12 protein-coding genes are annotated in these 17,463 nt (G+C 56.4%); 11 read left to right on the top strand and 1 reads right to left on the bottom strand.

Translation table 11 applies throughout. The annotated features are described in order from the left end of the window. The first annotated feature begins 9 nt into the window (after positions 1-9). Both tssM and ACJ8M3_RS02315 read left to right on the top strand, forming a co-directional pair. The gene (gene tssM / locus ACJ8M3_RS02310) at positions 10-3,489 is read left to right on the top strand and encodes a type VI secretion system membrane subunit TssM (RefSeq protein WP_046687386.1); all 3,480 of its coding nucleotides are present in this window, start codon (positions 10-12) and stop codon (positions 3,487-3,489) included. A 25-nt stretch (positions 3,490-3,514) separates the two neighbouring features. Next, a complete protein-coding gene (locus ACJ8M3_RS02315) occupies positions 3,515-3,868 on the top strand; it encodes a DUF6277 family protein (RefSeq protein ID WP_033632662.1) in 354 nt (117 codons plus the stop codon). A gap of 265 nt (positions 3,869-4,133) precedes the next feature. Here the strand turns inward: ACJ8M3_RS02315 and ACJ8M3_RS02320 are convergent, their stop codons facing one another. Next, a complete protein-coding gene (locus ACJ8M3_RS02320) occupies positions 4,134-4,361 on the bottom strand; it encodes a hypothetical protein (protein ID WP_004935320.1) in 228 nt (75 codons plus the stop codon). 245 nt (positions 4,362-4,606) lie between these two features. Here ACJ8M3_RS02320 and ACJ8M3_RS02325 point away from each other — a divergent pair, with 245 nt between their 5' ends. The 9 genes from ACJ8M3_RS02325 to ACJ8M3_RS02365 all read left to right on the top strand — a co-directional run bounded on the left by ACJ8M3_RS02325 (position 4,607) and on the right by ACJ8M3_RS02365 (position 17,413). Next, positions 4,607-4,897 (top strand): hypothetical protein, encoded by a 291-nt coding sequence (locus ACJ8M3_RS02325; protein WP_004935318.1) that lies wholly within the window; start codon positions 4,607-4,609, stop codon positions 4,895-4,897. A gap of 706 nt (positions 4,898-5,603) precedes the next feature. After that, positions 5,604-6,179 carry a helix-turn-helix transcriptional regulator gene (locus ACJ8M3_RS02330; protein ID WP_004935315.1) on the top strand — a complete coding sequence of 192 codons (576 nt, stop codon included), beginning with the start codon at positions 5,604-5,606 and terminating at the stop codon, positions 6,177-6,179. A gap of 108 nt (positions 6,180-6,287) precedes the next feature. Further along, positions 6,288-7,157, top strand: coding sequence for a hypothetical protein (locus ACJ8M3_RS02335; RefSeq protein ID WP_046687385.1), 870 nt, complete (start codon positions 6,288-6,290; stop codon positions 7,155-7,157). 34 nt (positions 7,158-7,191) lie between these two features. Beyond that, positions 7,192-12,978 (top strand): non-ribosomal peptide synthetase, encoded by a 5,787-nt coding sequence (locus ACJ8M3_RS02340; protein WP_089197201.1) that lies wholly within the window; start codon positions 7,192-7,194, stop codon positions 12,976-12,978. A 1-nt stretch (position 12,979) separates the two neighbouring features. Next, a complete protein-coding gene (locus tag ACJ8M3_RS02345; RefSeq protein WP_033643650.1) occupies positions 12,980-13,807 on the top strand; it encodes a Cof-type HAD-IIB family hydrolase in 828 nt (275 codons plus the stop codon). Between the two features lie 131 nt (positions 13,808-13,938). Beyond that, the gene (locus ACJ8M3_RS02350) at positions 13,939-14,172 is read left to right on the top strand and encodes a hypothetical protein (RefSeq protein ID WP_004935304.1); all 234 of its coding nucleotides are present in this window, start codon (positions 13,939-13,941) and stop codon (positions 14,170-14,172) included. Between the two features lie 84 nt (positions 14,173-14,256). Beyond that, positions 14,257-14,655, top strand: a complete 399-nt coding sequence (locus ACJ8M3_RS02355) for a hypothetical protein (RefSeq protein ID WP_033643649.1) — start codon at positions 14,257-14,259, stop codon at positions 14,653-14,655. A gap of 70 nt (positions 14,656-14,725) precedes the next feature. Further along, positions 14,726-16,234, top strand: a complete 1,509-nt coding sequence (locus ACJ8M3_RS02360; RefSeq protein ID WP_033643648.1) for a PhoPQ-activated protein PqaA family protein — start codon at positions 14,726-14,728, stop codon at positions 16,232-16,234. Between the two features lie 639 nt (positions 16,235-16,873). Further along, on the top strand, positions 16,874-17,413 hold the full coding sequence (locus tag ACJ8M3_RS02365) for a fimbrial protein (protein WP_004935293.1): 540 nt from the start codon (positions 16,874-16,876) through the stop codon (positions 17,411-17,413). Positions 17,414-17,463 lie beyond the last annotated feature (50 nt).

A 17,463-nucleotide genomic window follows, 5' to 3' on the forward strand; every position in this document is an offset into this window, starting at 1 on the left:
GGAAATTATATGATACGTAGATCATTCATATTGGTGATTGCCTTGCTGCTGTGTGCGGTGGTGTGGTGGATTGGGCCGTTGATCGCCATCGGCACCTATCGGCCGCTGCTGTCGGTCTGGGTCAGGGGCATCATCATCGCGCTGATCCTGTGCTGGGCGCTGTGGCCGTTCGTGGCGACGTTCTTATCCTGGGTGTTCCGCCACGCGCGAGCGCCGGCCCCGGCCAAACGCAAGACCGCCCAGCGAGACCGCGTGACCTCGCGCTTTTACGACGCCTTGCGCACCTTGCAGTACGTCGGCACGGCGAAGCAGCGCACCCCTTGGCAGCGCTTCAAATACCGCCTGACGCGCCGTTATGTCAGCGAAAAGCCGTGGTTTCTGGTCGTCGGGCCGCCGGGCAGCGGCAAAACCTCGCTGATCGGCGAAAGCGGCGAACGCTTCTTGCTGGCCGAGCACTATGGCCTGCAGCAGACGGTGGACGTCGGGCCGACCCAGGATTGCAACTGGTGGCTGGCGGAGAATTCGGTGTATGTCGACACCTCCGGCGAATGGCTGCAGTTGAACGGCCTGGGGGAAGAGGGCGCCAGGGCGCGCGACACTCTGTTCAAACTGATCCGCCGCCATCGCCGCCATCCGGGCATCGACGGCATCATGCTGTGTCTGGATGCGCGTTGGTTGCTGCACGCCTCGCTGACGGAGAGAAAGTCGGTCGCCGACGCACTGCGCGTTCGCCTGCTGGAGATGGCCTCGTGGTTCCGCAGCGAGCTGCCGGTCTATCTCACCATCAGCCACCTCGATCAACTGGTCGGCGGCGAGACCTTCCTGTCCATGCTGGGCGACGATCTGTTGCAAAAAGGCATGGGCTTCAGCCTGAACCGCGCCGAACAGGGAGAAACCCCCTTCGAGCAGTATGAAACCCTCTACCGGGAGATGGTGGCGCGCGTCAGCCATCACGTGCTCGAACTGTTGCACGATGCGCCGGACGGCCAAAACCGCCAACAGCTGCTGTTCTTCACTGAATCGCTGGGGTCGCTGGGCAACCCGCTGTATTCCCTGTTAGAGCAGATCTTCCCGCAAACGCCGGTGGGCTACGCCTGCCATCTGCAGCAGGTGTGGCTGGGCAGCACCATCGCCTTGCCGCCGCAGGGGGCGATCTACAACGCGGAAGCGGCGGATATCTATGAAGCTCGCCCGACCGGGCGCATTTATCACCCGGAGCTGGATTACGCCCGGCAAGAACGCGGGGTGATGCAGCAGTCTTCGCACGCCAGGCCGCTCGGCAGCCGCATGAGCTCCCTGGGCCGCTATGTGCTGGTGCTCATTCTGTTGGCGGTCTCGTTTAACCTGCTGGCGATGCGTTACCTGTGGGAGAGCGATTACATCTCCTACATTGCGGCGCGCTTCGATGAGACAAAGCGCATCGTGCGCGAAATTCCGGTGACTAACCGCGTCAGCGACGATGTCATTTCCGCCTATGAGCAGCTGGGGTACATGAACGCGCAATTGGGCGGCGAAGTGTCGCCGGTGCCGAATCCCTATTTCGAGCACAAGCTGATCAACAGCGCGGCGCAAAAAACCTACCAACGCCATTTGCTGCAGATCTTCTGGCCGGCGGTGGAAAACTATATCGCGGACGAACTCAAGAATGACGTCTCGGCGTCCAACAAGGACGTCTACGGCACCCTGAAAGTGTACCTGATGATGGGCGAACCCTCGCACCGCTCCGCCGAAGCCTTGGTCGACTGGTTCATGGCGCGCTGGGAAACCTTTATGCCGCAGGGCTACACCGACATGAACAAAGGCATCTTTGCTTACCATCTGCGGGAGATGTTCTCTTTGCCGGACGCGCCGGTCATGAAGATGAACGGCGATCTGCTGCGCCTGGCGCGGGTGAAAGCGATGAACATTCCGATGCAGGTGCGGGTGGTGCGCCGCATCGAAGAGAAACCGTTGCCGGCGGCGATCAACGATATTTCGTTGGCCGACGCCGCCGGGCCGAACGTCTCCTTGATGCTGCGCCGCAAGAGCCAGGCGACGGTCACCGATACCGCCGTGCCGGGGTTCTATACCCGCGCCAGCTATCGCGACGTTTTCCTGGCGCAGCTCGATGACGCCGCCAAGGACATGATCGAAGAAGAGTCCTGGGTGCTGCGCGACAGCGCGGAAGGGAAAAACGCGGTGAACTCGCTGGCTTCGGCGCAGAAGCTGGCCGACGAGGCGAGGAAGCTATACCTCATCGAGTATGCCGACAAATGGGATGCTTTCATGCGCGACGTGCGCGCCCGGCCGGTCAACGGGCTTGAGGATGCGGCGATCCTGGCGCGTCAACTGTCCGACCCTTCTTCCCCGCTGGCCAATCTGGTGCGCTTCGCCGCGCGCGAAACCAGCATGACCGGCACCAACCAGGGCGATGCGGCAAGCTGGTTCGATCGCCAGCGCAACCGCATCGAGCAGCAGCGGCGCGACATCCTCGGCGAGATTTCCGGCGAGCGCGCGCGTTTTCGTCTCACGCCGGAACGCGCGGTGGAAGATCGCTTCGAGCTGCTGCGGCGTCTGGGCTATCAGCTGTTGCAGACCACCAACGCCAGCAACGATCCGCTGAGCCGCAGTTTCGAAGCGCTGTACAGCCAGTTGACCACCTTGTCCACCTCGCTGCGCGGCGGCCAGGTGGTGCCCGCCGGCGGCACGCTGAAGCGTCTGCAGTTGGATGCGGCGCGCCAGCCGGAACCGGTGCGCAGCGTGATGATGGATCTGTTGCAGGTCGGGGACAGCCAGACTATTCAGCAGAGCCAAAAGAACCTGAGCAAAGGCGCTTCGTCGCTGGCCTCCGGCTTGTGCAAGAGCAGCATCAGCGGGCGTTATCCGTTCTCGCGCAACGCCAGAGCGGAGGTCGGCATCGAGGACTTCTCGCGCATGTTTGGCCAAAGCGGCGCGATGCAGCAGTTCTTCGATGAGAACCTGGCCCCTTATGTGGACGTCAACGCGCAGAAATGGAATGCCAAACCGGGTTCAGAGGGGATCGTCAATGCCAGCACGCTGGGCGCGTTTGAAAATGCCCGCCTGATCCGCGATACCTTCTTCACCGCCGGCGACAAGCTGTCCTTCTCCATGTTCATCAGGCCGTTGTCCCTGACGCCGACCATTACGGAGGCGACCCTGGATATCGATGGGCAGGTGATTAACTACAGCCATGGCTTCAGCCAGCCTACCCGTATCGATTGGCCGGGCCCGAAAGGCGGCAGCTATGTTCGACTCACCTTCCGCACTGGCACCGGCCAGATCCAGGTCGCCAGTTTCGACGGGCCCTGGGCCTTGTTCCGGATGTTCGACGCCAGCAATCCCGTGCCGCTCGCCAGCGACAGGCGAGAGCTGACGATGTCGATGTCGTCGGTGGTGGGCGTGCTCAAACTGGAATTGCGCTCGACGATGAAAGATTTCCCACTTTGGTCACGGGCGTTGCGAGGATTCTCGTGCCCGAAAGCGATGTAAACACAACCGTAAAGAGGTGATAAACATGTTAGATCCAGCCAAAATTTTAGAAACCATGAAGGCCGGCGGCAATTTGGGCACCAATTCCCAATCGTCGCTGAGTCAACCGTTTATGCAAGGCGTCAGCAATATTCAAATGTCGGGGCCGGATGCGGCCAAGTCGGTCATGAGTAATGTGACAAAATCTTGCGATGATATGTTCGGCAATATGAAGGGCATTTTTAATGGTCTGCAATCGAATGTGAACGCACACCAAAAAATGCAAACGAGCGAGCAGCCGAAAGATTTTAATGTTTCCATGGACGATCTTCGTCCGGCGATTGCGAAAGGGTTCCCGCACGAAATGGCGGACTTCTTTTCCAAAGTGCCGAAACTGTAATCAAAAACTCGATGGATAAAATACCGGGAGGCGGAAATGCCTCCTGGTATTCACAAGGAGTGTTGCGATGATCTATGACTGGATGCTCAAAAACGCCAATAAACGCATGGGTTTTTTTATCATGGTGATACCCAGCCTGTTTTTTTGGATATTGGTTTTTCTGACCTTATCTATTTTTTGATTCTTTGATGTAAAAAAAAGCACCCGCGAAGGTGCTTAAAATGAAGCGAATTAAAAAATAGGAAGGGATGATTATGAGTTGTTATTACAGTTTAGAGATGATCTGCAATCCGCTGGAAATCAGCGCATCGACGGCCAGACCAATACCTTTACCGATGGTGCCGACAACGGTTTTGGCATCCGGGTTAACACCGGCAATCGCGGAAATGGTATCAATACCTGTACCTACCGCACTGCCAATCAGTGTGCCTACGTCACCAAAAAAACCAGCACCGTTAACTTGTTCAATTTCTACTGCGGATAGTTCTTTCATGATTGAAACTCCTTTTTCAGTTAGCCCTTTACTTCAGGCAATTTCATTATTGCAAATCAGGTCATTTTTTCAATAAAACTCGTGCTGTTTTTTTATACTATTGTGTTTTTTGTTAGATTGATTTTGCATCGTTAGATTATATATTGCCGAAACCTGGGTTTTTATATCTTACTCGCCTTGAACGGCGGCGGTTTTATGAGGTTATTATTTTAAATCGGAATGATATATACCAGAAGGGAGACCTTATGAAGGTATTGACGACGCCGGAAAGACCTTTCCGGTATGATGAGCTTGCGGATAAAATCATCCGGGAGGCCAGGAGCCGCTTGGGCTGCGCCGTTCTGCGGTTTTTAGACTGCATGATCCTGGGTTATGGCCCGCCGGTGATAGTCTTTGATATCTATAATAATCACGGTAAGTTGCAAACGTTCAAAGTCATTCTTCCTCTTGGGAGCGACAAGCAGCTAAAAAAAGATCACCTCGGGTTGGTTTCCTGCCTGGAGGCTAAAAAATTGATGAGGATAAAAAAAATATAAATCATCCCGCTCGTCAACGATGCCGCGTTATCTTTCTGCGCTGCGCATCACTCCTGAAAAATCTTTACTCCTACCAGGCATTTCTTGCGCGGGCGGCCGATGGGTTCGCCTTCTTCTTTTTTGTTGCCGTCTACATGAAAGGGCGGGAATCACTTACTGCCATAAAGTGTAGCTTTTTTTTATGCAATTTTTTTACAATAAAATGAATATGGTTATACTCTGTTTAATAGGGTCTACGATGACCCCGCCGCCTCGTGCGAAAAAAGCATTATCCTGCCTTTATCATAAGTAAATTCCTAATGCATAAACGGATTCTCTTAACAATCAATGTCACGCAATGTTATGTTCTATATTATGTGTTTTTTCGATATTTATCTGGATATATTGCGCTCTTGGAGTAAAATTAACGTATCAGAGAAAAATCTTAGCACCGTGATGCTGATGGCAATGATGCCTTATAAATATATCTTACGATAACAATTTCCCTTGCGAAGCGCGGCCGCTTACCGCGTCTTGCTTTTGTATGCTCTCCAGGGCAGATGATTTATATAACCCTATATATAAAATGCACTTTTGCGAGGCAAGGTCTTTTTTGCTTCGCCTATAACGCTTTTTTATTAAAAAGCACGTTAAAACAAAAAATAATCACAGCAATGATATTGCAGTAAGGAGAGTGAGCAAGCGTAGTCAAAAGGGAGGTTTGTTAATGGAGCGCGTCAATATCGCTATTGTGGATAAAAATCAATTCTTCAAGCTGGGGTTGAGTCTTGCCTTGCAAGAAGGTTTTCTCACGAATGGCATTAAGGCCAAGATCACGGGAGAAGAACGTGCCAACATCATATTCAGGGCGCCGGACAAGCGGGTGTCCATAAATTTTTGTCATACCCAGCTTTTGCAGGGCAACTTTTCTTCTATTCCGCTCTATTTTTCAATATTGGAGCATAAAAAGACATTCCCTAAAATTCATTGCAATTTGGAAGCCGGAAGTATTACGCGCAAAGACAGCGTGGCGGCGATCGTGGACAAGGTCATGTTCTGCTATCGCAAGAAAAATAGTTTGGTTTCAAGCTATTGCCCGCGTTGTCGTACCCAGTTGACCTTTAGCGAGGGGAAAGTGTGCCGTTTAATCCATCTGGGCTATTCACAAAACCAAACGGCGATGTTGCTCGGCATCAGCCCGAAAACGGTGAGTATTCATAAACGTTCGGCCATGAGAAAACTGAACATCGATAATAATATTGAATTCTTGCGCTGGTTAAAAATGCACAGCGACTCTTGTTAATCAGGGAAAGGAAGCGAACGGTCCGGCGCCGTATTATCAGCGGCGCTGAGCGGTCATCTTTTATTGATTTCCGCCCGGCATGGAATCGGTTTTATAGGGAGATAAAACATGGCTGTCTTTGTGAGAGAAGCGGTTTCTCATAATCATTTCAAATTATTGCAGGAGCTTTATGGCAGAGATTTGGGCGGGGAGCGTTTCCTGCACTGGAAGCATTTGCTCGATCCGCATTGTGGGGCGCCGATGGAAAAAACGGGCATATTTTACAAGGATCAAGAACGTTATCTCGGGATGTTTGTGTCCAGCTTTTATCCCTTTAAAATCAATGAGTTGTCTTTTGATGTCAATATGCTTGGCGATCTTGGGATCCACCGTCAGGTCAAATCTTCCACCGTCTTGAAAGATTTTTTCCTGCAGGCCAGGCGTTCGGATGTGGCGGCGGATATCTGCTTTTCCGATGACAGGAAGATCAGGGTTTATGAAAAGATTTTTAGAAAGTATTTAACGACCAATACGCAAATTTATCCCTTCGTCGAATTAACCTTAAAGCCTGATAAGTTTATGGCCTTTCGTTTTACCGAGGGCGACCAAGCGCGGCAGGCCAGCTTTATCAATAATCTGGGGCGAGAAAAAGATCATCGCGCATTTGAATATATTGAAAAACATCCTCTGTATCATAAAATTCATTATATTAATAAAGGCAATCTCTACGCTGTGATTGGCTGTTCCAGTGAGTGTGCCGAACTTTTGGATATTTCCAATCCTTCCAGGGAGTGTTTTTCCTGGGCCATCGGCGTTTGTCGGCACCTGCATAGCCGTTGCAAAGTGATGATCCCTATTGGTTTTTACAAGTCGATTTGCGCTCAGGCGGCGGAGGTCATTGCAGAAAAGCGCATCAACATGCTGATCGGTTATTACTCAGAAAAGATAAGCGAGCTGATGCCGAAAGAGGTTTGGGTATGCCGCATGGATCGCCGTTAAGCAGGGCACGTGTATTCTAAATGGAGTGTTTGTCATGGAAGAGATTCCTGTATCACCCTATTCAAAAGTTTTTATCGATGAATATGACCGCCATCCAGAGGGCTGTAATTACAACGTATTGGTGCTGCAGCGTATTGAGGGCGCGCTGGATCCCATCAGATTACAAGCTGCGCTGAATGCGCTGGTGCAAGATCATGTCCTGCTGAACAGCCATATTCATGAACGGAATGGCGAACTGTATTGGCGTCGCAATGACGCAATCCATCCTTTGCAGCATTACACGGACCGCACGCTGCTGACCCAAGTGATTCGCCAGCCCTTCGACATTTACCGCGGGCCGCTTTATCGTTGGGCGCTTTTCGCCGAGGGGCCGGGGCGCTATACCCTGGCGCTGGTGGGCCATCATCTGGTGATCGACGGCGCGTCTTCCGACGAGTTTTTCTCATTGGTGAGCCAGTACTATGGTCAACAGCGGCTATCGACCCGCCTCGAGGCGGCCGAGATTGCCGCCATCAACCGGCAGCTGCAGCGCGAGGTGGAACAACTGGCCGCCGATGGAGCGCTGGCCCACTGGCGGGCCGAAGCGGCAAATTTGGGCGCGATAGACGTGCCCTTTGAGAAAAGCGGCGCCGTGCGAAACGATGAGGCGGCCGAGCTGCGTTTCCAGGTGCCCAAAGCGCAATGGAAAGCGCTGAAGCAGAGCGCGGGAATACGGCGAATGAATGACTTTCTGGCGTTGCTGGTGCTGTGGGGCATCTTGATGGCGCGCAGCGGCAATCAGGAAACGGTCTATATCAGCTATCCGGTGTCGATAAAAAAGGGGCAAAGATTTGCGCTTGGCGGGCATGTCAACACCAGCGTGATGCCCCTCGCGCTGCGTGACGGCGAAGGCTTCGCCGCCGTTTATCAACGCGCGCTGGCGTTTATTACCGCCGCGGCGCCGCACTCGCGCCAACGGTTTAACCAACTGCCCACGCAACAGGTGGTGCAGGCGCTGGGTATCCGCGCGATGCCGATTTCCTTTGCCCAAACCAACCTGCGCGATGCGGCATTGGCGCTGGCCGATTGCGCCACTTCGCCGTTGTTTGAAGCCAACCACGATATGGCCAGCGCGTCGCTTTCCCTGGAATATGAGGATCGGGCCGACAGCGATGCCTTGCAGTTCCGGCTGCGTTTTCGTCAGGACATGTTTGACGAAGATGACATGCGCGACTGCGCGGAACATTTCATGCGCTTGATGCAAGCGGCGATGCGCGCGCCTGACGCGCCTTTACGCCACCTCGGCTTTTATCCCGCCGCCGATATGCCGCCAGATGACGACGCGGCCCCCGCGTTGCCGAGAGAAACCCTCAGCGCCCGGTTTGAGGCGATCGCGCTGCGTTATCCGGATAAGATTGCGCTGGAGTTTGAGGGGCTGCATGTCAGCTACCGTGAGCTGAACGGCATGGCGAATAGCCTGGCGCGCGAAATTACGTTCCGCTACCAAGCGCTGACCGGGGTCGCCCCTCAGGCGGACACGCTGATTGCGCTGTACAGCGAGAAAAGCCTGGAAATGGTGGTGGCGCTGCTGGCGGTGCTGAAAACCGGTGCGGCCTATGTGCCGCTCTCCTGCAATTATCCTCAGGCGCGCATTCGGCATATTCTCGAAGAAACGCGCGCGCCGGTGCTCATCGCCGGGGAAAGCCTGCAGTCGGCCGCCGAGGCGCTGGCGGCGATGATGCCGCACGCCGTGTCCGTCCTCACGCTGGGCGATCTGAACCGCCTGCCACACGAGCGGCAGAATCTGCCGGCCATCACCGGCGCCGACCGGCTCGGCGCGGTGATCTATACCTCGGGATCGACGGGGATCCCGAAAGGCGTGATGCTCGAGCAACACGCGATGTGCGGGTTGGCGACCGCATCCGGCATCGCTGTCACGCCCGATGACGTGTTGCTCTTCCTCTCGAGCCCGGCGTTCGATGCGGCGACGTTCGAGGTGTGGGGCGCATTGCTCAACGGCGCCAAATTGGTCGTCGTGCGCGACACGGAGGATATCGCCGGCGATGTGCCGCAGCTGGAGGCCTTGCTGCGTCGGCAGCAGGTATCGATTCTGTGGGCGACGCGCAGCCTGTTCGATCATCTTTACCTCAGTCACCCCGACCTGTTCGCCGGGCTGCGCTGTCTGCTGGTGGGCGGGGAGGCGCTGACCGCCACGCTGATGCAGCGCCTGGTGCGGCAAGCCAACCGCCCGCAGCAGGTCATCAATGGCTATGGCCCGACGGAATGCACCACGTTCACCACGATGTACGCCATCGCGGCGGACGAAACCCGCAGCAGCATCCCGATTGGGCGAGCCATACCGGGGCGCGAACTTCATGTGCTGGATCGCTGGCTGCAGCCGTTGCCGCCAGGGCTGGCCGGCGAGCTGTATATCGGCGGAGACGCGCTGGCGCGCGGCTATCTCAACCAGCCGCAGCAGACGCAAGAGCGTTTCATTACGCTGAACGGGCGACGCTTGTATAAAAGCGGCGATCGGGTGCGAGAGTTGCGCGACGGCAATCTGGAGTATCTCGGCAGAAATGATTGTCAGGTAAAAATCCGCGGTTTCAGAATTGAACTCAGCGAAATAGAAAATACGATCAATGCGCTGGAGGGCGTCGAGAAATGCGTCGTGGTGGATGTCGTCCATCGCGATAGCAAGCGCCTTGCCGCGTATGTGCTGATGGCGCGGGGCGAGCCGCTGGATCCTGCCGATTTGCGCGCCCGGCTGGAGCGGATCCTGCCGGATTACATGGTGCCGTCCAGCTATGTTGCGCTCGACGAGATACCGCTGACGGTGAACGGCAAGCTGGATCGCACGGCGCTGCCTGCTCCGCAATTCGCGCAAAGCGAGCGATATGCCGCGCCGCAGAATGCGCTGGAGGCGTTGATTTGCGCCCTGTGGGCGGAGATCCTCGGCGTTGAACGGGTTGGGGTGGATGACGACTTCTTTCGTCTGGGCGGCGATTCGATCCAAAGCATCGTGTTCACCAGCGAATTAAGCAAGTCGGGCTATCACAGCAACTCGCGTGCGGTGTTCGAAACCCGGAATGCGCGGGCGCTGGCCAAGCGCATCTTGCAGCAACGGGACGCGATTGCGCCGCTCAATGAACAGGGCGAGCTGCAGGGCGAATTCGAATTGCTGCCGATTCAGCGCTGGTACAACGAGCAGCCGCCGCAACATCGCGCCTTCTTCAACCAGACTTTTTTGGTGCGGGTGCCGCCGATGTCCGCCGAGCGCGTGGCCGATCTGGTGAACGGGCTGGCGTCGCGCCATGACATGCTGCGCGCGCGGTTTAGCGCCGACGATGCCGGCGCGCTGGTCGCGCAGCGCTATCTGTCGGTGGCCGACGGCGGCCCTTCATGGGGATACTATGACCTGGCGCTTTGTCGCCAAAGCCGCGCCGAACTTCTGCATCAATGGCAATCGGGGTTTGATCCGGTAGAAGGGCCGCTGTGCCGCTTCGTCTACATTTTCGACAGCAGCGCGCCCGGCTACGCGTTGATGTTCTGCGCATTCCATCATCTGATCATCGACGTGGTGTCCTGGCGCATCATTGTCAGAGACATGCGACGATTGCATCAGGGGGAATCGCTGTCGGCGAAAGGCACCAGCTACCGGCAGTGGGGCGAGACGTTAAGGCACTACGCGGCGAGCCGGCATGACCAATGCGCTTACTGGTTGGCGATGATCGCCGGGCAACCCGATTACGCCACGCTCAGCGAGGGGGCGCAGAGTCCGGCGTTTTGCCGCTTAGAGTGCGACGCGGCGTTGACGACGCTGTTGATGGACACCTGTCATCAGGCCTACCGTACCTCGACCCGCGAGGTGTTGCTGGCGGCGCTGGCGCCGGTGCTGCAGGCCTGGCATGGCCGTGCGGACAGTTACCTGACGCTCGAACACCATGGCCGCGATATCAATGACGATAAGATCCAGCTCGACGACACTGTCGGCTGGTTCACCGCCTTACTGCCTTTGCGCATCACCGCGCATCAGAGCCCAAAACACACGCTGCGCGCCATCAAGGACACATTAAGAAAGATGCCGGATCACGGCATCGGCTATTCGGCGCTGAAATACGGTTCAGCGTCGGACGACGAAGCGATAGCCTGTCTGCGGCGCCACCGCTTGCCGGCCATTTCATTCAACTATCTCGGCGTCTTTAACGAACAGACTGACGACGCCCTGTGGGCCTTGATCGACCAAACGGCGGATCTGGAAAACGGCGCGCTGCCGGCGAGCGACAATGTGCTGGATCTGGTGCTCTACGTGCACGGCGACCGGCTGAGCATCGTGATGTCGGGCTTATTGCCGCAGGCGACGCTGGCCCGGCTCGGTTCGCACTATAGGGCGAGCGTGTCGGCGCTGGTCGAACACTGTTGCCACGAGGCGAGCCAGGGCGTTCGCCTCGCCAGCCCGGGGGACTTCCCCCATGCCGACGTCAGCCTCGCCGAGTTGGACCACTGGCAGCAACGTCATCGCATCGCCGCCGTTTTCGAGGCTACGGTCACGCAGCGGGAACTGATGTATTTCAACCGGCTTAACCACGAGTATCAGATCGATCAGGCCGTTTATGAGGTGGCCGGCCCGCTGCAGCCGGAGGTGTTGAACCAGGCCTGGTCGCTGGCGCTGCAGCGCTTTGAAATGCTGCGCGCCGGGTTTGGCGATCAAACCCGCCGTGGGCGGCCCAACGTCTTCATCTGCGAGACGCTGCAGGCGCCGATCGCGATCGAGGATTGGACCGATGCGCCGCCGTCCTCGCTGGAAGAAAGGATGGAGGCGCTGTTGGCCCGGGAACGAGAAACCTCGTTTGAGCTGGATGCGCCGCCGTTGATCCGCTGGCGCCTGATCAAGTTGAACGCCGATGAGCACTATTTGGTGCAGACCTTTAACCATATCTTGTTCGACGGTTGGTCCCTCGGCGTTCTGTTCGAACACTGGTTCAACGACTACCTCACCTTGCTGGAAGGGGGCGCGCCGGCGCTGGAAATTAACCGATTTGAGCCGTTCGCCGCTTATGTGCGCGCGCACGGCGACGATCCCGAAGCGCAAGCGTTCTGGACGGACTATTTGCGCGGAGCGCCGGTCAACCAACGTTTGCCGTTGAGCGCTGCGCCGGATGCCGCGCCGCAGGGGCGACGCATGCGGCAATATGGCGCGGAATTCACCGCGGAACAGGTGGCAAGCCTCACCGCGTTTTGCCGGCGCCAGGGGATCACGGTCAATCAACTGACGCAGCTGGCCTGGATGCTGGCGCTGGCCGAAGCGCTGGCCTGTGACGATATCGCGATCGGCACGACCATGAGCGAGCGCCCGGCGGACATTGAGCAGGTGCAGACGCTGTTTGGCCTGTGTGTCGCCAGCCCGGTGCTGCGCCTGCAGGCGATTCGCCGCCGGCCCATTTATGCGTTGCTGGCCGATATCGCGGATTCCCAGACGCTGAGGCAGAAGTACGCCTTTTCCGAACTGAACCGCTACGACGAACAATGGGTGCCCACTTCGCCGTTCGGCAGCCTGTTTGTGTTTGAAAACATGCCGCAACCGCAGAAGGATCCGCGCTTGCCGTTTACGTTCCGGGTGACGGATATCGTCAGCGGCAGCAACCACCAGACGGTGCTGTGCTTGTTCCCCGAAGCGGAACGGCTCGCCATTTCACTGTTTTATGATTCTCATGAGATAGCTCAGGAGAGCATCGTTGCGGTAGGACGCCGTTTTCAGGCCATTGCGCTCGCGATCGCCCACCTTCCGCCCGACAGCGAAATCCGCGCCGAAGACGGGATTATCCAGGCGGAGGAGGCGTGATATGTGGCTTGCTATCGACGGCAAAATAAAATACCGGGCGATCGTGAGCGATCTTGACGGAACCTTGCTGGATCCTGCCGGGAATCTGTCTGATCTGACGGTGGAAACGCTCAATATCCTGCATGCCCGCGGGCTGGAAATCGTCATCGCGACAGGCCGTTGCGATGCGGATGCGCGCGGGATTGTGGATGGCTTGGGGTTCTCGCCGGCGATCGTCTCCTGCAATGGCGCGATGGTCAATATCGAGGGGCGGCCGGTGGCGGATAAACGCTATTTCCTGCCTCGCGACAGCCAAATGATGTTGATGGATTACCTCTTCGCCTGTCCGCTCCACGTGACGTTGTTCACCCAGGAAGGATGGATGATGGCCGAAGAGAATCCGCATTTTGCCGACTATATCAAAACCTCGGGCGTCGCTTGCCGCTATGTCGAGCCGGAGGCGATGAAACGGCAACCGATCCTGAAAGTGCTGCTGCAGGGTGAAGCGGCGCTGATCGAGCGGTTTTACGACGAGGTCAGTCAGGCTTTCGGAAAAACGCTGTCCATCTGTAAGTCCTCTGCGGAAACGATAGACATCATGGATAAGCATATTTCCAAGGCCAGAAGCGTGGCCGACTATCTGAGCGCCAAACAGATAGCGATGCGCGATTGCCTCTCTTTCGGCGATGCGATGAACGATTTGGACATGCTGCGCTGGGCCGGAACGGGGGTGGTGATGGGCAATGCCATGGGCGAATTGAAGCGCGCGCTGCCGTTTAACCCGATTGCGCTGCCCAACAGCCGCAATGGCGTCGCCGATTATCTCTGCCGTGAGTTCGGCCTGTTCTGACATTGTCACCGCCGCGCGGGTGAACGCATTGGCAACAGGGTCTTTCGTGGGCAGTTAACAAGGAGGTGAACAAACAGTGAGGGTTTCATTTTTTCATTACTAAACATGTCGATAAATACAAAGGAGACAGTATGAAAGAACTGACTGAAGCAGAAGTCATGGCGGTTTCCGGCGCAGGCATCGCTTCCGATGCCGGCAAAATCCTGGGCAATGGCATTGGCGCCATCGTAGATGCCGGTACCGGTCTATTCGGGATCCACGCGGATGCGGCGGGCGCCGGCGCCAAACTCGGTGAGGGCATTGGCGCCGTCATCGATGCCGGGATTAGCGCCTTCTCGCAGCTGTTTGGCCGTAAATCGTCATAAGCCCGGCCCTTAATGAAAAGTGCCCGCAAGGGCACTTTTACTTCGCTCATGTCGGGAGCCGGAAGAACGGCAAAGGGAGAGTTCATGGCGAATAAAATCATCTTGATCATGGTCATCAATCTGTTCGTGGCGGTGGCGTTGGCGGTGTTTAACTTTATCTATATCCAAAAGAAGGTGGATATACGCGCCCCCAATGACGCCACGCCCTTTCAGGTGACCGAGAAAGCGCAGGGCAGGATCGTCTCCATGCAGCAGACCTCGGTATTTCTGAACAACAATCCTGTGGTGGCGTTTACCTTGGAAATCAACGCCAGGCGCAAACAGTTTACGATCGCTGACCATCGGGAGGTGGTGCTGTATATCGCCATGAGCCGTTATGAGGAAAACGGCGTTTACAGCCTATTGCTGGGCGAGAACGACAGAGACGTGGCGTTCGAAAAGGACAGCTTTGGCTATCCGATACGCTGTCATCAGGTGCTCTAGGCGCGCGGAAGGTTTCCTGCCGCCAGGCGGCGTAAAAGGGATTTGCCACGGACAAAGGGGGGAGGAAAAAATGCTGAAACGCATCGGATACATCGCGCTGATTTGCCTGGCCTTAATCGGCGGGCGGCAGGCCATGGCGGCAGAGGAAGATCGCTGCTTTGCGGACGAACATCCCGCCTTGCACACCGTTATTCCTTGTTATAACAATCAGTTGGCCATATTGCCTCTGTCATATTCGTTAAAGGGCGTGGATAACGGCCATGACGTGTCGATACGCCATTATCGGTTGATGTCGCAATCCTGGTCGCCGCAAGACGCCATCCGGCCGACGCAATGGTGGCACGATGTGGATATTTATATCCCCAACGGGGCGCTTGCCCGTAAAGCGTTGGTGCTGATGAGCGATGACTGCGCTTGCGCCGCCGCAGGGGCGAGCGGGCCAGGCAAGCAAAATGCGGCGTTTTCCGTCGCTACGCCGGCGGCCTTGGCGGCGGAAAGTCACACCATCGTGATTGTCGTCAACCGGCTGCCTTATCCGTACCTGGAATATCAAAATGAGGGGCGGCGTCGTGCGGGGGAGGACAGCCAGGCCCGAGGCTGGCGATTGTTCCTGGACGATGCGGATGAGTACTTGATGATGCCGCTGGCGATCCCCATGACGGCGGCCTTGTCGCAAACCATGACGCTGGCGCAGCGCGAATTGAGCCGATGGGGGATAGATAAATTCATCGTGGCGGGCGCGGCGAGCGGCGCAACCGCGGCGTGGCTGGCGTCATTGTCGGATGAGCGCATCGATGCCGTCGTCGCCATGTTCCCGGATGGGGTCGCGGCGCGGCAGGTCTTGAAGCATACCTATCGTACGTATGGCGGCCGTTGGCCGTTGGCGTTTCATCCTTATTACCAACTCGGCATCGATCGGCGCATAGAGACGCCGGCGTTCGACAAACTGATGCAAATAGCGGATCCCACCGCTTATCCGCCGCCGACGGCGGGAGAGCGGCCAGCGGCGGCGAAATATGTCATCATCGCCAGCGGCGACGAACGTTATCCGCCGGACAGCACGCGATTCTATTTCAGCGCCTCACCGGGAGAGGCTTCGCTGCGCGTGATTGCCGACGGGGATCGCGCGGCAAGCCGGCCGGCCGCCGAACGCGCCATACTGGCGATGATCAAGCGCCGCCAGCGCGATATCGCGTTGCCGACGATCGAGGTGCAAGGCAGCGCCGCGGATGCTGCGGTGCGCACGCTGCGTTTTTCCGAACCGCCGGCCACCGTGCGGCGTTGGAGCGCGCACAACCGCACGGCCCGAGATTTTCGTTATTCGTGCGGCGTACGCTTTACCCCGGAGCCGTTGGCCGCAGCGGAGGCCGATCGCGGCGAGTTTCGTCTGGCCGCCCCGGCGCAAGGCTGGGAGGCCACCTTTATCGAGGCGGTGTTCAACGATGGGTTTATCGCGACCACGCCGGTCTTTATCACGCCTGACGATAACTATCCGTCCGCCGTTCCCGCGGGCGATGGCCTGGCGTGTGAAACCCTACCCGGCAGAGGGCTGGGGGAAGATTATCGCCATGACGATTAATTAGCGGCGCCGAAAAACAATAAGGCGGCAATGCGTTATTCTGCGCGACAGAGCGCATTGTTGCCTTGTTTTCGAAATAGTGAACGGCGTCAGACAGAATATTTCTGCGTAACGCCATTTTCTCGTTGTCACATGACCGCGCCGGTTTCACGAACGGCGAATGCCTTATTCTCCCTCCTGTTCGATAAACCGTTATCGCCATGCTTTTCCTATTCCTCTGCTCCTCTCGCTGCCGCCGCGTCGTGATGCCTTTCGTAATATAACTGTCATTTATTTCAGGGCGAGTTTTATCGCCCGGCTTTCATTTTACGGCGATGTCGCCCGATTTTCCGGCTGAGGGGGAAATGAGGAGGATCTGGCGAAAGCGCCTTCGAATAGCGCGAGAATAAATTCCCTGGCGGCCAGATGATTGAATCAAGAAACGCCGATTTGGCGGTTTTTTCAAAATAAAATTAAGAATGATGCTAATTCTATTTGGGGTAATTATCTTTTCTCATCTTTACATTGATTTTATGTATTGCTAAAGGGGGAAAGCTAAGCATAATTAACTGTGAAAGGAGCGGAGCTCCTATTCTCCCTGTTCGGGTTCTCCGTGGCGGGGATATTTTGAAGTCTGTCTAATCAAAAGGAGAAGTACCCATGATGGAAAAAAAAGTGATTATGTTGGCATTTGTCGCGGCAGCGTGTTCAAGCGCTTTACCTGCTCTGGCAGCAGATGGTCAGGTTAATTTTACCGGGAATATTGTCGATGCTGCGTGCAAGGTCACGAATGACTTGAGTAATCCATTAAATGTTGTTTTGGGTGATGTGGCCCGAACGGCATTTGCGGGTGGCAAAGGATCAACGTCCAGCGCGACAAAATTCACGCTGGAAGTCACCGATTGTCCGGATACGGTAAAAAGCGCCACCGTTAAGTTCGACGGCGCGGCCGATAACGGGGACAGCAACGTATTGCAGCTGACCCAGGAAACGGATGTCGCTACCGGCGTCGGTATCCAACTGTCTGATATTTCTAACAGTGTTCTGCCGCTTTACACGGCGTCGACGGCTTATCCGTTGGCTTCCGGTAGCGGCGTGAAAAATAACCTCGATTTTACCGCCCGCTATATTTCCACGCAGGCAGATGTTACCGCCGGTAAAGCTAATAGCGTCGCCACCTTTACGCTGAATTATAACTGATAATATTTTCTTGCCCGCTGGTTCACAGCGGGCTGTATTGCCTCGGAGAT

It is taken from the genome of Serratia sp. CY55921 (assembly GCF_052167655.1).
In the GTDB taxonomy this organism is placed as follows: Bacteria; Pseudomonadota; Gammaproteobacteria; order Enterobacterales; family Enterobacteriaceae; genus Serratia; species Serratia ureilytica.